This is a genomic window from Sphingomonas chungangi (assembly GCF_013778325.1).
GTDB classification, from domain to species: Bacteria; Pseudomonadota; Alphaproteobacteria; order Sphingomonadales; family Sphingomonadaceae; genus Solisphingomonas; species Solisphingomonas chungangi.
Map to the genome: position 1 here is coordinate 58,357 of NZ_JACEIB010000025.1, position 14,259 is coordinate 72,615.

At 66.1% G+C, this 14,259-nt stretch carries 10 protein-coding genes and 1 tRNA gene; 5 read left to right on the plus strand and 6 right to left on the minus strand.

Annotation, left to right across the window (positions count from 1 at the left end; all coding sequences use genetic code 11):
* Nucleotides 1-39: 39 nt before the first annotated feature.
* The 3 genes from HZF05_RS14580 to HZF05_RS14590 are packed head-to-tail and all read right to left on the minus strand — an operon-like array spanning nt 40 to nt 1,452.
* Complete coding sequence (locus HZF05_RS14580; protein ID WP_160365310.1) at nt 40-663, minus strand: DUF4230 domain-containing protein; 624 nt, start codon at nt 661-663, stop codon at nt 40-42.
* Nucleotides 664-667: 4 nt separating this feature from the next.
* Nucleotides 668-985: a hypothetical protein gene (locus HZF05_RS14585; RefSeq protein ID WP_160365311.1), complete on the minus strand. Its 318-nt coding sequence runs from the start codon at nt 983-985 to the stop codon at nt 668-670.
* A 14-nt stretch (nt 986-999) separates the two neighbouring features.
* Nucleotides 1,000-1,452: a hypothetical protein gene (locus tag HZF05_RS14590; protein ID WP_160365312.1), complete on the minus strand. Its 453-nt coding sequence runs from the start codon at nt 1,450-1,452 to the stop codon at nt 1,000-1,002.
* Between the two features lie 458 nt (nt 1,453-1,910).
* On the opposite strand from HZF05_RS14590, the gene HZF05_RS14595 reads away from it, so the two are divergent.
* The 3 genes from HZF05_RS14595 (at nt 1,911) to HZF05_RS14605 (ending at nt 3,501) form a co-directional block, all read left to right on the plus strand.
* The gene (locus HZF05_RS14595) at nt 1,911-2,192 is read left to right on the plus strand and encodes a PadR family transcriptional regulator (protein WP_160365313.1); all 282 of its coding nucleotides are present in this window, start codon (nt 1,911-1,913) and stop codon (nt 2,190-2,192) included.
* A complete protein-coding gene (locus tag HZF05_RS14600; RefSeq protein WP_160365314.1) occupies nt 2,179-2,625 on the plus strand; it encodes a hypothetical protein in 447 nt (148 codons plus the stop codon). The genes HZF05_RS14595 and HZF05_RS14600 overlap by 14 nt, the downstream gene beginning before the upstream one ends.
* Before the next feature lie 69 nt (nt 2,626-2,694).
* The gene (locus tag HZF05_RS14605) at nt 2,695-3,501 is read left to right on the plus strand and encodes a PD-(D/E)XK nuclease domain-containing protein (protein ID WP_160365315.1); all 807 of its coding nucleotides are present in this window, start codon (nt 2,695-2,697) and stop codon (nt 3,499-3,501) included.
* A gap of 165 nt (nt 3,502-3,666) precedes the next feature.
* Here HZF05_RS14605 and HZF05_RS14610 read toward each other — a convergent pair.
* Nucleotides 3,667-3,742 (minus strand) — tRNA-Thr (locus HZF05_RS14610).
* Between the two features lie 146 nt (nt 3,743-3,888).
* Between HZF05_RS14610 and HZF05_RS14615 the strand changes: the two genes are divergently transcribed.
* Nucleotides 3,889-5,175, plus strand: a complete 1,287-nt coding sequence (locus HZF05_RS14615) for a PAS domain-containing protein (protein ID WP_160365316.1) — start codon at nt 3,889-3,891, stop codon at nt 5,173-5,175.
* Between the two features lie 163 nt (nt 5,176-5,338).
* Nucleotides 5,339-10,021 (plus strand): NAD-glutamate dehydrogenase, encoded by a 4,683-nt coding sequence (locus HZF05_RS14620; protein WP_160365317.1) that lies wholly within the window; start codon nt 5,339-5,341, stop codon nt 10,019-10,021.
* A 7-nt stretch (nt 10,022-10,028) separates the two neighbouring features.
* Here HZF05_RS14620 and HZF05_RS14625 read toward each other — a convergent pair whose 3' ends face one another.
* Nucleotides 10,029-10,997, minus strand: coding sequence for an esterase-like activity of phytase family protein (locus HZF05_RS14625; protein ID WP_160365318.1), 969 nt, complete (start codon nt 10,995-10,997; stop codon nt 10,029-10,031).
* A 101-nt stretch (nt 10,998-11,098) separates the two neighbouring features.
* Nucleotides 11,099-14,233 carry an efflux RND transporter permease subunit gene (locus HZF05_RS14630; RefSeq protein ID WP_160365319.1) on the minus strand — a complete coding sequence of 1,045 codons (3,135 nt, stop codon included), beginning with the start codon at nt 14,231-14,233 and terminating at the stop codon, nt 11,099-11,101.
* Nucleotides 14,234-14,259 lie beyond the last annotated feature (26 nt).

Genomic DNA, 14,259 nt, shown 5'->3' on the forward strand with positions numbered 1-14,259 from the left:
TGCAGGGTTGGTCAGGTTGCCGGGCCTAGCCGGCGGTCGTCATTTGAACGTCGCCACCACCTTCACGTCGGGCATGCCGGCGATCCGCAGCGGTATCTCGAAATAGTTCTGGATGTCGGTGATCGCCGCCCGTCGCGCGGAATTGAGCAAACCGGGCTGCTGCGCCTGGGAGATCATGCCCCGGCGAGCGTTCAGGAAATTCATCCTTCTCAGGGCTTCGACCTGCTCTTCGCTGTAGGTCAGCGTGCCGGAATTGGTGGTGATGGCCTGTTCGGGCTGGAAGGCGATGTCGCCCACCGTCACCCTTGGCAGCAGCACCCGGACCAGCTTCGCGCGATCGTCATAGGTGACGTCGGCGAGGCTGAGCTGGGACAGGTCCACATAATACGGCACCACCGCCGGCACGACGAGGTTCTGATGGCCTCCGAACAACCAGAGCCAAGTGCGCTCCGCCTCCACGGTGGCTGTTCCCTTGTAGCTGAAAACCAGCAACTGACCTTCTTCCCGCAGGCTTTCCACCGTGGTCGAAAGGATTTTCGTCTTATCGACCTGGAAAAAGCCGGTGTGCTTCGCCTCCGTGTCCACCGGCCTCCGATCGGTGAGCGCGTAGGTGCCGCCCGCGACGGCGAGGTGTGAAACGATCAGGATCGCGCCTTTTCTCATGGCGCTACTCCAGGGGCTGTTCGGCGTATTGGACCAGCCAATCGCCGTCCTCGTCCTGCGAGTCACGATAGTAGAGCGTCGTGGATTGCCCGCTGCTCACGAGCACGCGGCCCGAGCAGCTGATCTCTTTCGGCCCGGTCTTGAGCGTCTTCGGATCGTAGATCTTGACCATTGTAACGCCGTTGGTGGCGGCGATGCGGATGACGTCGGAACGGATGCTTTCGCAGGTTCTGACGATCTCCGGCGCCGGGGGAGGGTTATCGTTGCTCCCGCAAGCCGACAGAAACCCGGCGAGCAGGATGATGGAAACACGTTTGTTCATGAGGATTCTCCCGATCACTGTTTCCAGTGCGCTTCGGCGAAGGCGTGGCAGTAGGTCAGCCCGAGGACGCCGTTCCGGCCGGTGGACACGCGGATGGCCTGCTCGTTGATCGGCTCGATCTCGCGGCCCCGCTTCTTCGCCTCCTCGTAGGCACGGGAGGTGACGAGCGAACGGCAGACGACGAGCAGCGCGTCCGTCTCAGGAATGAACTGGTAGCGGTTGTATCGGACGAAAACCGAGAACCCTTCCGGTATGTCTTTCACCTCGACCTTAGCGTCGTTGTGCTTTCCGGCATCGATAGGCTTGGTGACGTCGGCTGGCGTGGTGCAGGCGGCCAGCGCCAGCGAAAGCATAAGGGCAGACTTCGCCCAGAATGAACGCATGATAGAACTCCCGTTCTGTGGATTGAGGACGCGCGACATCGCGCCGGACGCGGGTGCGCCGACGGGTTGGTTTGATGCCGCCATAGAAGTCGCTCCCATCCAGGAGCGACGATCGGCTTGGACCCTCGTGCCGCTCCTATGTACCTCTTGGAGCGACGGCCGAAGCCGGATGTTGGAAACCTAGCTTACGCACAGGCGCATGCGCCTTTACCGGCGGACCGGCTGGACATACGCGCATGCCACCCGGCCTCCGAGATCATCGGCGACCGAGATGCGTAAGCAGGGGTTTCCACGCCCCACCTCCCGGCTTTCACGGGAGACAGGGCGATCATGGAAGGTTGCTACTGTGTTCGCAATAGCCAGTCTGGCAAAGTGCTTCCTTCCTATATAAGATACTGTTTTTTCTGTATTTTATGTGCGAGCGATTTGATCGCTGCGACGTTGATGAGCAGCATTGACTCCACATTGTAGAGTTCTACATTGTAGAGTGTAACTCGCGAAGGCTGGTAACGATGATAGGCAAGCTAGAGGAGATGACGCTCATGGCGCTTCTCAGAGCAGGATCGAAATCAGCGCCGAGCGCGGTCTTCGAGCGCATGTTGCTCGGTCAGCCAAAGGCATCTTTCGGCGCAGTTTATACCACGCTGACGCGCCTCGCGGCCAAGGGGCTCGCGGATGAAACGTCCAGCAAGGACGAATCCGGCCGAGCGCGCCGTGTCTTCACCATTTCGGGGAGCGGTCGGAGGGCTTTGCAGCAATCGCTGGATGCGACCGCAACCATCGGCGGCTTCTCTGTCGAGGGAGGGTTCGGTGCGCTGGCCTAACCCCCTGAAGCTCTCGTTCTTCGCGATGCTCGCATGCAGCGGTGTGACCCTCGTGCAATCCCTCGCGCCGATACGTCCCACCGTTGGGCCTTGGCTGGATTTGGCGGCAAACCTCTTCCAGCTCCTCGCGCTGGTCATTTTTTATCTGACCTACGAGCAGGTCGTCTCCGTCCTACGTTCCGTCGACAGCAGCACGCAGGTCGAAAAGATCGAAGGGCGCTCGTACATCGTCGATTACCTGCTGCCGCCCGACATCGCGCAGGATGTCCAGGCCAACATGGAAGAGGTGATGCCCATATGGATCGCTGCGCACGGCCCCCAGCGGGCCAACCGTATCCGTCGCGCGCAGGTGTTTCGGATCGTCGTGGGCCACTACGCAACGCCCATCGTTGCTTTCAGCGAACGTGTCCTCGCGATCGTACGCGGAGCATAATCGCCTACTCGGCTGATCTCGTCATCTTCCAGCCGTGCTTTGAACAAACCATTTCGAGTGCTGCCAACCATGAATATCAAGTTCCCGGTCGATCGGGCGATTGAAATCCTCCGGCGCCAACATGATGCGCTCTCGTCGCAATGGAACCACCGGGATCGGAGCTCAAATCCCGATTTCAAGAAGTGGAAACGAGATACTGAAGTCGCTCTCGAAAATATCTTTGGATCGGAGAGCCGCCATCTTGGGGACTTCAAGCGCATAAGTTTCCAAGCTGGCGTATGGTACACCGATATGCCTGACAGCGATCATCGCGAGGCTTACGAGGCTGGCCTGAAGACAGCTGCAGCCGTTCTTAATTCCATGATCGATGAGATTAAGGAATACGCCATAGCCGAGGAGGGAGCTGATATTGCTCCTTCGTCGCTGAACTTAATCGAACAGATGTGCCTTCGATTTCACCGCGTTGCCCGCCAGCTACGCGATCGTCACGGCGGTCGCGATACGCTCACGATCGGCGATGAATACGATGTCCAGGATCTGCTCCACGCCCTCCTTTCGATGCACTTCGACGACATCCGCGAGGAAGAGTGGAGCCCGAGCTATGCGGGCAGCGGTTCGCGGGTGGATTTCCTGCTGAAAGCCGAGCAGATCGTGATCGAGGTCAAAAAGACGCGGCAATCGATGAAGCGCGGCGAGCTTGGCGAGCAACTGATCGTGGATCGCGCGCGCTACGCCGAGCATCCAGACTGCAAAACGCTGGTGTGCTTTGTCTATGATCCCGAGGGCATAGTCGGCAATCCGGCGGGTATGGAGCGTGACCTTGAGAAGCACGAAGGGGCCATGCGCGTGCGCGTGATTATCGCGCCCAAGGCATAAGAAAGCTCCCAAGCCGTTTCGCGGCAGCGCGTTGAACCGCGTCCACGAAAGATTGGGCGAATCTCCTTCCCAAAGCGCCCCACGCAAGACCCAAACCGCGCACCCACGGTTATGGGTTTTCCGTAGGTCTGCCGGATTTTGCCTTTCCAACCTTCTCTAGGAAGGTGGTGCCGCTTGCAGGACTCGAACCTGCGACCCCCGCATTACGAATGCGATGCTCTACCAGCTGAGCTAAAGCGGCACGCCGGAGTGCGGCGCCTGTAGCAGCGTGATCCCGCCCCCGCAAGCGCCGCCGCGCAGAGGCTTTACGCTATTTCAACCATGGCCAGTCCATGGTCCATGCTCCCGCGCGATCAGGTGTGCGCGGCCCGGGTGGAGAAGCATCGGATGGACGGCATGCGGGGGATCGATCACGAGCCCGGCGACGGGCACGAGCCCTCATACGAGGCCGAGCGTCTGCCCGCCATCGGCAGCGACGAGCGGCGCATGCACGTGCGCGCCTACAATTTCTGGGTCTCGATGCTCGGCGGTCGCGCCTACCCTTCCATCGAGGATCTCGATCCCGAGCATAGCGAGGATTTCGGCCCGCATTCGGTGCTGCTCGATTTCACCGGCGGCATCGAGGATCCGGCGATTACCTTCCTCGGCGCCTCGCTACGCCGCGAATGCGGGCTGGATCACGACATCCACAACATTTCCGACGTGCCGAGCCGCTCGCTGCTCAGCCGCCTGACCGACCATTATCTCCAGATCCTCGCCAACCGCGCGCCGATCGGCTTCGAGGCCGAGTTCGTCAGCCAGCGGGGCACGAACACCATGTATCGCGGCATCCTGATGCCCTTCTCGTCCGACGACGACACGATCGACTTCGTTTATGGCGTGATCAACTGGAAGGAAGCGCCGGTCGAGGCCGCGCCCGCTCCAGTGATCGTCGCCGAGCAGGAGCCAGTCGCCGAGACGCCGGCCGCACCGGTGTGGGCCGATGGCCCGTTCGGCGCGCTGGAGCAGCCGCAGCGCGAGGTGCCGCAGGGCGATGGCGCCGAGGACGAAGCGTTCGGCTCCGAGGATCTGCTCCCCGGCCACAACGCCGCGCTGGCGGATCATCTCGCCGCCGCGCGAGATCAGGCCGAAGCGGCGCAGGGCGCCCGCCTCAAGAGCCGCGCCGCGCTCTATCGCGCGCTGGGGCTCGCATACGATTTCTCGCTGCTCGCCGATGCGCGGCCCGGCGAATATGCCGAGCTGCTCGACGATGCCGGGGTGAAGGCGCAGAAGCGCGCGCCGATGACGGCGGTGATCAAGCTGGTCTTCGGCCATGATGTCGACAAGGCGCGCGCTACCGAGTTCGCCGCGACGCTCGCTTATGCCCACCGTCTCGGCATCGAGCCGGGCGCACTGGCCGAGCATATCGAGGCGCTGCCGGGCGGCCTGAAGGCGATGGTCTCGGCCGAGCGGCAGGCGAGGAAACCCGTCACCGCTCCGCCGAGCCATGCCGAGATCGCGCGTGCGGCTCTGCGCAAGGTCGCAGCCCAGATCGTGATCGACCTGCCGTCCGACTCGGGCGAGTTCGTGCTTCTGCTGGCACGTCGCGAGGGCGACGGGAAGCTCGCCGTGATCGCGCCGGTGCCCGAGGAAGAGAGCCTCGTCGATCGTGCCATCCGCAAGATCACGCGCTGACAGCGACCGACAGGCGCAACAAAGATTCGCTACCCTCCGATCGGCCTGACGCGCCGTTGCTTTTAGCCCTCCGGGGTTGAGCGGCGGCACTTAGAGGCGCATATCGGCCGCGAAATCGGCCCCGAAAACGGGGCGATACCCCGCGCAAGGAGCGGAACGAGCGATGACGGCATCTGTGGCGAGCGAAGCGACTTCCGGCGACAGGACGGAGGTGGCGCCCGGCCTCATCCGCGAGATCGCGGGTGTGCTGACGGCGGGTGCGCTGCCCGGCGAGACCGACGGTTTCGACGCTGCGGCCTGCGAAGCCGCTGCCGCCTTCATCGCCACCGCCGCCGCCAGGCGCGCACCCGAGAAGCCAGGCTTCGCACTCGATTCGACCGGTGGCGAGGGTGGCCGCCGGCTTATGCGGCTCGCCATCGTCAACGACGACATGCCCTTTCTGGTGGATTCGGTCGCCGCCGCGCTCGCCGCGCGCGGGCTCGCCGTCCATCGCCTGCTCCACCCGATCGTCGCGGTGCGCCGCGACGGCAACGGCACGCTCACCGGCCTGCTCCCGCCACGCACCGAGGGCGAGCGCCGCGAATCGATCATCTACATGGAGATAGAGCGCGTCGACGCGAAGGAGCGCCGCACCATCGTCGAAGAGCTGGACGGGATGCTCGCCCATGTCCGCGCGGCGGTCGAGGACTGGCCGCTGCTGCTCCACGCGCTGAAGGATGGCGCCGCGAAGCTGCCGGACGGCGAGGGCGCCGCGCTGCTCCGCTGGTTCCACGACGGCAACATGACGCTGCTCGGCTTCCGCCGCGTTGATAGCGACGGGAAGATCGAGCAGGACCTCGGCATCGCGCGGGCCGACGACAGCGCCTTCATGGCGGACGGCACGCGCGCCGCGGCGATCGCCTGGTTCGAGGCGGGCAACGAGGCGCCGCTGCTGCTCAAGGCCGATCGCGTTTCACAGGTGCACCGCCGCGTGCCGCTCGACCTGATCGTGCTCCCCCGGCGAGAGAGTGGCCGGATCACCGGTGTCGACATCCATGCCGGCCTGTGGACCTCGGGCGCGCTGGCGACGCGGCCCGATCGCGTGCCGCTGCTCCGCCGCCGCCTAGCCGATCTGGAGGAGGGGCTCGGCTTCGATCCCAACAGCCACGCCGGCAAGGCGCTGCGCCACGTTCTCTACGAGCTGCCGCACGATCTGCTGATCGCCTTCCCGCAGGCCGCTTTGCGCGAGGTGGCACTGACCGCCATGTCGCTCTCCGATCGGCCGCGCCCCAAGCTGGTGCTGGTCGATGAGGTGCTGGGCCGGCACCTGTTCGCCTTCGTCTGGCTGCCGCGCGACGAGATGACCACCGGCCGCCGCGAGGCCATCGGGCGCATGATCGCGGAAGCCGCTGGCGGATCGCTGGCCAGCTGGGCGATCGATCTCGGCGACGGCGACGTCGCGCTGATCCGCTACACGATCGCGCTGTCCGCTAAGGGCCAGCGCCCCGATGCCGAGCCGCTCGACCGGCGGTTGGAGCAGATGGTGCGCGGCTGGACGCCGGCGGTGGAAGCCGCCCTCGCCGATCGCGTCGGCGCCTCCCGCGCCGCGCGGCTGGGCCTCAGCCACGCCGGCGCGTTCCCGCCGGGCTACCGCGCCCGCGCCGAGGCCAGCGAGGCAGCCGAGGACATCGTCCGCCTGACGAGCCTCGAGGATGACGAGGACCGCGCCGCGCGCCTCTACGCGGTGCCGGGCGAGGCGGGCGACCGCCTGCATCTCAAGATCTACCGCACCGGCGGCCTCGTGCCGCTTTCGGACGTGGTGCCGGTGCTGGAGGATTTCGGCTTCGTCGTGCTGGAAGAGGTGCCGACCGCGCTGGCGAGCGGGCTCGGCCACATCCACGAATTCCTGCTCGATGCGCCGGATGGCTGCGGCGCCGACGTGCTGGCGCGCGCCGGCATCGCCGAGGCCGCGATCGCCGAGGTGCTTAAGGGCCGCGCCGAGAATGACGCCTTCAACAAGCTGATCGTCAGCCTGGGGCTGGAACCGCGCGCCGTAGTGCTGCTGCGCGCCTGGTTCCGCTATCTGCGCCAGACCGGCATGACCTACGGCCTCGCCACCACCGCCGACGCGCTGGCCCGCGCGCCCGAGGTGGCGAGGGGTTTCGTCGCCCTGTTCGATGCGCAACACGATCCAAAACATGCCTCGAAGGTCAAGGCGGACGCCGCCCGCGCCGCGATCGACGAAGGCCTCGTCGCCGTCGCCGCGATCGACGACGATCGTGTCCTGCGCCGCATGCGCGGCCTGATCGAGGCGATCCTGCGCACAAACGCCTTCTCCCCCGCGGCGCAGGAGGCGCTCGCCTTCAAGCTGGACAGCGCCAAGGTGCCCGACCTTCCCGCACCGCGCCCGTGGCGCGAGATCTGGGTCTATTCGCCGCGCGTCGAGGGCATCCACCTGCGCGGCGGCCCGATCGCGCGCGGTGGCCTTCGCTGGTCCGACCGTCGCGACGATTTCCGCACCGAGATCCTCGGCCTGATGAAGGCGCAGGTAGTGAAGAACGCCGTCATCGTGCCGACCGGCGCCAAGGGCGGCTTCTATCCCAAGCAGCTGCCGCCTCCGTCCAACCGGCAGGCGTGGCTGGCGGAGGGCACGGAGAGCTACCGCATCTTCATCCGCTCCTTGCTGTCGGTCACCGACAATCTGGTCGAGGGCAAGGTGGTGCATCCGGATCGTGTCGCCATCCTCGATCAGGACGACCCCTATTTCGTCGTCGCCGCCGACAAGGGCACCGCCACCTTCTCCGATGTCGCCAATGCGATTGCCGTCGAGAGGGGCTTCTGGCTGGGTGACGCCTTCGCATCCGGCGGTTCGAACGGCTACGACCACAAGGCGATGGGCATCACTGCGCGCGGCGCCTGGGTGTCGGTGACGCGCCATTTCGCCGAGATGGGCGTCGACGTGCAGTCTGATCCGATCGTGACGGCGGGCTGCGGCGACATGTCCGGCGACGTGTTCGGCAACGGCATGCTGCTCAGCAAGACCATCAAGCTGGTCGCGGCGTTCGATCACCGCCACATCTTCCTCGATCCTTCGCCCGATCAGGCGAAGAGCTGGGACGAGCGCGCCCGCCTGTTCGCGCTGCCGACGTCGAGCTGGGCCGACTACGACACCGCGCTGATCTCGGCCGGCGGCGGCGTCTTCCCGCGCAGCCAGAAGGCGATCCCGGTCTCGGCCGAAGCGGCGGCGGCGCTCGGCATCGCCGAGGGCACCTACGATCCCTCCTCGCTGATCCAGGCGATCCTGAAGGCGCCGGTGGACCTCCTGTGGTTCGGCGGCATCGGCACCTACATCAAGGCCTCGAGCGAGACCAACGCGGCGGCCGGAGACCCGGCCAACGACGCCAACCGCGTCGATGCCGCGCAGCTTCGCGCCAAGGTGATCGGCGAAGGCGCCAACCTCTCCACCACGCAAGCCGGCCGCATCGAATTTGGCCTGCTCGGCGGTCGCTCCAACACCGATTTCATCGACAATTCGGCGGGCGTCGACTGCTCGGACAACGAGGTCAACATCAAGATCGCGCTCAATGCCGAGATGGCGGCGGGCCGGCTGGGCTTCGAGGATCGCAACATGTTCCTCGCAAGCATGACCGACGACGTCGCGGGCATCGTGCTGGAGGACAACCGCCTGCAGACACTGTCGCTCTCGTCGGCGGAGCGCGGCGGCCCGGCGGCGCTTCCGTCGCAGGTCGCGGTCATCACCGAACTGGAAGCGGCCGGGCGGATGGATCGCAAGGTGGAAGGCCTCGCCGGTAACGACGTCTATGCGCGCCGCGCGCAGGATGGCCACGGCCTCACCCGCCCCGAGCTGGCCGTGATCCTCAGCCACGCCAAGCTGACGCTGCAGGCCGCGATCGAGGCCTCGCCGATCACCGGTGACCCGACGCTCTCCCCGATCCTCCACCGTGCCTTCCCGGTGCCGATGCAGGAGCGCTTCGCCGACGCGATCGACGCGCACCGCCTGCGCGGCGAGATCATCGCCACCAAGGTGGCCAATGCGGTGGTCAACCGGCTCGGCCTCGTCGCCCCCTTCGAGCTTTCGGAAGAGGAAGGCGTCAGCCTCGCGCGCGTCGCCGGCGCCTATCTCGCCTGCGACACGATCTTCGGCCTGACCCGGCTCTTCGCCGATATCGAGGCGGAGGCGATGCCGGAGACGGGCCGTCTCGAACTGCTGGAAGTCGCCGCCCGCGTCATACGCCTCCATATCGCCGATCTGATCCGCGTGGCGAGCGCCTCGGCGCTACCCGGCGAGATGGCCGGAGCCGTGAAGGCCGGCGTCGAGCGTCTCGACCGCAAGGCCGACGACATCATCAAGGCCGAAGTGAAGGGCGCCACCGCCCAGCTCACCGAGCGCCTGATCGGCACCGGTGCGAGCATCGAACTGGCAAGGCGCGTGGCGCGGCTCTACGAACTGGACGGCGCCGTCGCCATTGCCGCGCTCGCCGCGCGCTGCGGCTGGAGCGAGGAAGAGGTCGTCTCGGCCTATGTCCGGCTCGGTGAGGCGCTGGGGCTCGACTGGGCCAAGGCGGCCGCGCAACGCGCCACCTCGGCGGACAGCTGGGAGCGCCTGCTCACCGCCGGCCTCGCCCGCGACTTCGAGCAATTGCGCCTCGATTTCCTCGCCCGCGCCGGCAAGAGCGGCCCCGCCAAGCTGGTCGACGGCTGGCTCGCCCAGCACGAGACCCGCGTCGAGCGCTTCGCCCGCCTCGTCCAGCGCGCGCGTACCGCGCCTTCGGTGAGCCCGGCGATGCTGGCACAGGTCGCGGCGCAGGCCCGCATCCTGCTCGCGCGCCGCGCCGACGACGAGTGATCGGCGGCTAGAAGGCTTTCGGGAGCGCGAACGCCATGAGCAGGGTGCGCTCCAAGAAGAAATAATTGTCGTCGGACGCGACCCACAGCACGAGGCCGTGCGGAGTCGGCTGGACGGCGAGCGCCTCCATATTGTCCACCGTCAGCGGCGGCGCGAGCGTCGCCAGCACCTTGCCGACGATCGCAGGACCGCCCGGCACGATCGCCTTCGGATCGATCACCGTCAGCGCTGCGGCGAAGCCGGCCACCGCGCTGAACCGGCGATGCAACACAATCACGCGCCCGTCGGGCAATTGCGCGGAGTCGGTCGGCGCGAAGCCGCCGGGCGGCCCCTTGTAGCAGAACGGGGTCGCGTCCGGATGCTCCACCGGATCGCCGGGGAAGAGCAGCGCGTAATGGGTGCCGTCCTTGCACGTCTTGGTTTCGGCGAAGACGAGGAAGCGGCCGTCAGCAAGGCGCACCATGGCCTCGGCGCCCAGATTGTCCGGCCAGTCCGCCATCAGCTTGGGCGCGACATGGCCGTCCGCCGTGGCGAAGCCCTTGGTGTAGCGCCAGATCTCGTTGCGCGTCTCGAAGCCCGCCCAGACATGGCCGGAAGCGGCATCGTAGGTCGAGGATTCGCTGTCCCGATCGACCTTTTCCGATCCGTCGCCAGGGCCGTCGGGCAGCTCGCTCATCGCATAGTCGGCCACCGGCCCCGGCTGGCCGGCGAAGCGCAGCCGCGTCACGACGCCGCCATCGCTCAGCATCGTGAAATGGCCGTCCTCGATCGTCATGGACGAGACGCCGCCGAAGCGCCGGTCCGTACCCTTCAGCACCCAGCCGCCGAGATAGCGCAGCGAGCCCAGCGTCGTGCGCCCGGGATCGGCGGGATCTAGCGGCACGGCGGTGGCCGTCACCCCCTGCGGCGCGGAGCGGACGCCAAGCGGCAACGGGGCGATCGCGACGAGCGCGGCGAGCAAGGCAAGGCGGTGCATCTCCCCCTCTTAGTCGGTGCGGTATGCGGGGAAAGCCGCAATCCGCTGCAGGCTCAGGATGAGGCCGGGCGGCGCAGATCAGCGCAAGGTCACTTGACCGCTTATTCCGCCGCCTGCGGCATCCCGCCACGGCTCCGCTCGCCGCCGTTGGTGAACCAGCGGCCGAGCAGCGGCCCCATCCTGCGCTCGATCCCGTCGGCGAGGCTGAAGCCGGCCGGCACGATCAGCAGCGTGAGCAGGGTCGACAGGATCAGGCCGCCGATCACCATCACCGCCATCGGCTGGTTGAACGATCCGTCGCCGCCGATCGACAGCGCCGTCGGCGTCATGCCGGCGACCATCGCCACCGTCGTCATCACGATCGGCTGGGACCGCTTGTGGCCGGCTTCGAGGATGGCTTCGTCGCGGCTCTTGCCATGGCGTATCTCCTCGATCGCGAAGTCGATCAGCAGGATCGAGTTCTTGGCGACGATGCCGAGCAACATCAGCAGGCCGATCAGCGTCGGCAGCGAATTGGGCATGCCGCAGATGTGCAGTGCGATCAGGCCACCGAGCGGCGCCAACGCCAGCGAGCAGAGGTTGACGAACGGCGGCACCACGCGGCGGTAGAGCAGCACCAGCACCGCAAAGACCAGCAGGATGCCGGCGACCAATGCGATGATGAAGTTGGTCACCATCTCGGCCTGCCACTTGGCCTGCCCCGAAGCCTCGTAGTGTACACCGGCGGGCAGCGTCTTCATCGCCGGCAGATCGAGGATGTGCTGGCGCTCCTGGCCGACGATCGCTCCGGGCGTGAGATCGGCCGTGAGCACCACGCGGCGTTCCTGATTGTAGCGCTTGATCTCGGACGGGCCGGCGCCGAAGCTGATCTTGGCGACCACGCTCAGCGGCACCGATTCGCCATTGGCTGTCGGGACCGGCAGATTCTCGATCGTCGACAGGCTGGACCGGCTGTTCTCGTCGAGCGCGACGCGGATCGGGATCTGGCGATCGCTCAGCGAGAATTTCGCGGCGTTCTGGTCGATCTCGCCGATCGTCGCGATGCGGATCGTCTGGCTGAGCGCATCGGTGGTGACACCCATCTGGGCGGCCATGTCGAGATTCGGCTTGATCACGATCTCGGGCCGAGGAATCGCGCCCTCCACGCGGGGCGCCACGATATGGGGCAGCGTCTTCATCTGCGCCACCACCGCCTCGGCGGCCTGCTCCAGCTTGTCCGGATCGTCACCGGCCAGCATCATGCCGATATCGCGCGAGCTGTCGTCGCCGCCGCCATTCTGCGATTCGAAGGAGACGCGGGCGTCGGCGATCTTGTTGAGCGTGGGCGCCAGACCGCGCTCGAACTCGCTGCTGGTCTTCTTACGGTCCTTCCGCAGCGTCATCGCGATTTCGGAATTGCCGACATTGATGAACTCGACGGCGACCTGAACCTCGGGCTGCCTGCGCAGCAGATCGGCGACCTGATCGGTCATCGCCACGGTCTGCTCGTAGGTGGTTCCGGGCACCATCTGGATCTGAACGTGGCTGGTGTCCGAATTCTGCTCGGGCTGGAACGTGAAGGGCAGCGTTACGAAAGCAACGATGGTGAGGCCGAAGGCCAGCACCGAGATGCCCATCATCCACACCCGGTGATCGAACAGCCACGCCGTCCAGCGGTAGCCCGCCTGTTTGCGCGCGTGCGCCTTGCTGGTGTCGAGCGTCCAGCGCAGCAGCCGCTGGTAGCGATCCGCCCAGATGCCGCCGCCATGTTCCTGCTGCCCATGCGATTTCAGGAAATAGGCTGCGACCATCGGCGTGATCAGACGCGCGACGGCCAAGCTCATCAGCACTGCGACGACCACCGTCATGCCGAAATTCTTGAAGAACTGCCCGGCAATGCCCGGCATCAGGCTGACCGGCAGGAACACCGCGACGATCGAGAAGGTGGTGCCGACAACCGCGAGGCCGATCTCGTCAGCGGCATCGATCGAGGCCTGATAGGCGGTCTTGCCCATGCGCATGTGGCGCACGATGTTCTCGATCTCCACGATCGCATCGTCGACCAGCACGCCCGAGACGAGGCTGAGCGCCAGCAGTGTCATGAAGTTGAGCGTGAAGCCCATCATCTCCATGATCCAGAAGGTCGGGATCGCGGACAGCGGGATGGCGAGCGCGGAGATCAAGGTCGCGCGCCGGTCCCGCAGGAAGAAGAAGACCACGACGACGGCCAGCACCGCGCCCTCGACCATCGCGCCGAGCGCCTCGTGATACTGCTCGATCGTGTAGTCGACGTCGGCGACGCGCTTGACGAAGTGGACGTTCGGATTCTCCTTCTCGATCTGGGCGAGGACCTTCTGCGCCTGATCGTAGATGGCGACGTCCGACGCACCGCGTGCCCGGAATATGGCGAAGGCGACGGTCGGCTTGCCGTTCATCTTCGCGCTCTGACGGACCTCGCCGTAGAAATCCTTCACCGTCGCGATGTCGGCGAGCTTGATCGAGCGCCCACCGGCGAGCCCGATCTGCGTCTGGCTGAGATTGTAGGCGTCCTGCGCATTGCCGAGGATGCGCACCGCCTGCTCGGCCCCGGCGATCTCGGCGCGGCCGCCGGTCGCATTGGTGTTGATCGCCGCCAGCTGCAGGTTCACCTGGCTGGCGGTGACGCCCACCGCCTGCATCTTCACGGGATCGAGGATGACGCGGATCTCGCGGCTGACGTCGCCGTAGGTCTTGACGTTCTGCATGCCGTCGATGGCGAGCAGGCGGCGCGTGACGTCGTTCTTCACGAACCAGCTAAGCTGCTCCATCGACATGTCGTTGGCACTGACCGACCAGCGGGCGATCGCATCGCCGTTGACCACGACGCGCTGCACCTGTGGTTCGAGGATGCCGTTGGGCAGCTGGCCACGGATCTGGGAGATCGCCTCGCGCACGTCGTTGGTGGCGCGGTCGACGGGCGTGTCCAGCGTGAACTGGACGAATATCTGGACGTCGCCCTCGTCGATCGTGGTCTGGATCTCGTCCACACCCTCGAGGTTGCGGATCGCCGACTCGGCCTTCTGGGCGATCTGCGTCTCCATCTCGACAGGCGCGGCGCCGGGCTGCGAGATATCGATGCTGACCCCGGGGAAGGTGATCTCCGGATTCTGGTTCACGTCCATGCGCATGAACGCCACGATCCCGGCGAAGCTCAGCGCCGCGAACAGCACCAGCGCGAACACCGGGTTGCGGATCGACCAGGCCGAGATGTTACGCATGCGAGAACCGTCCTCCAGACACGGGC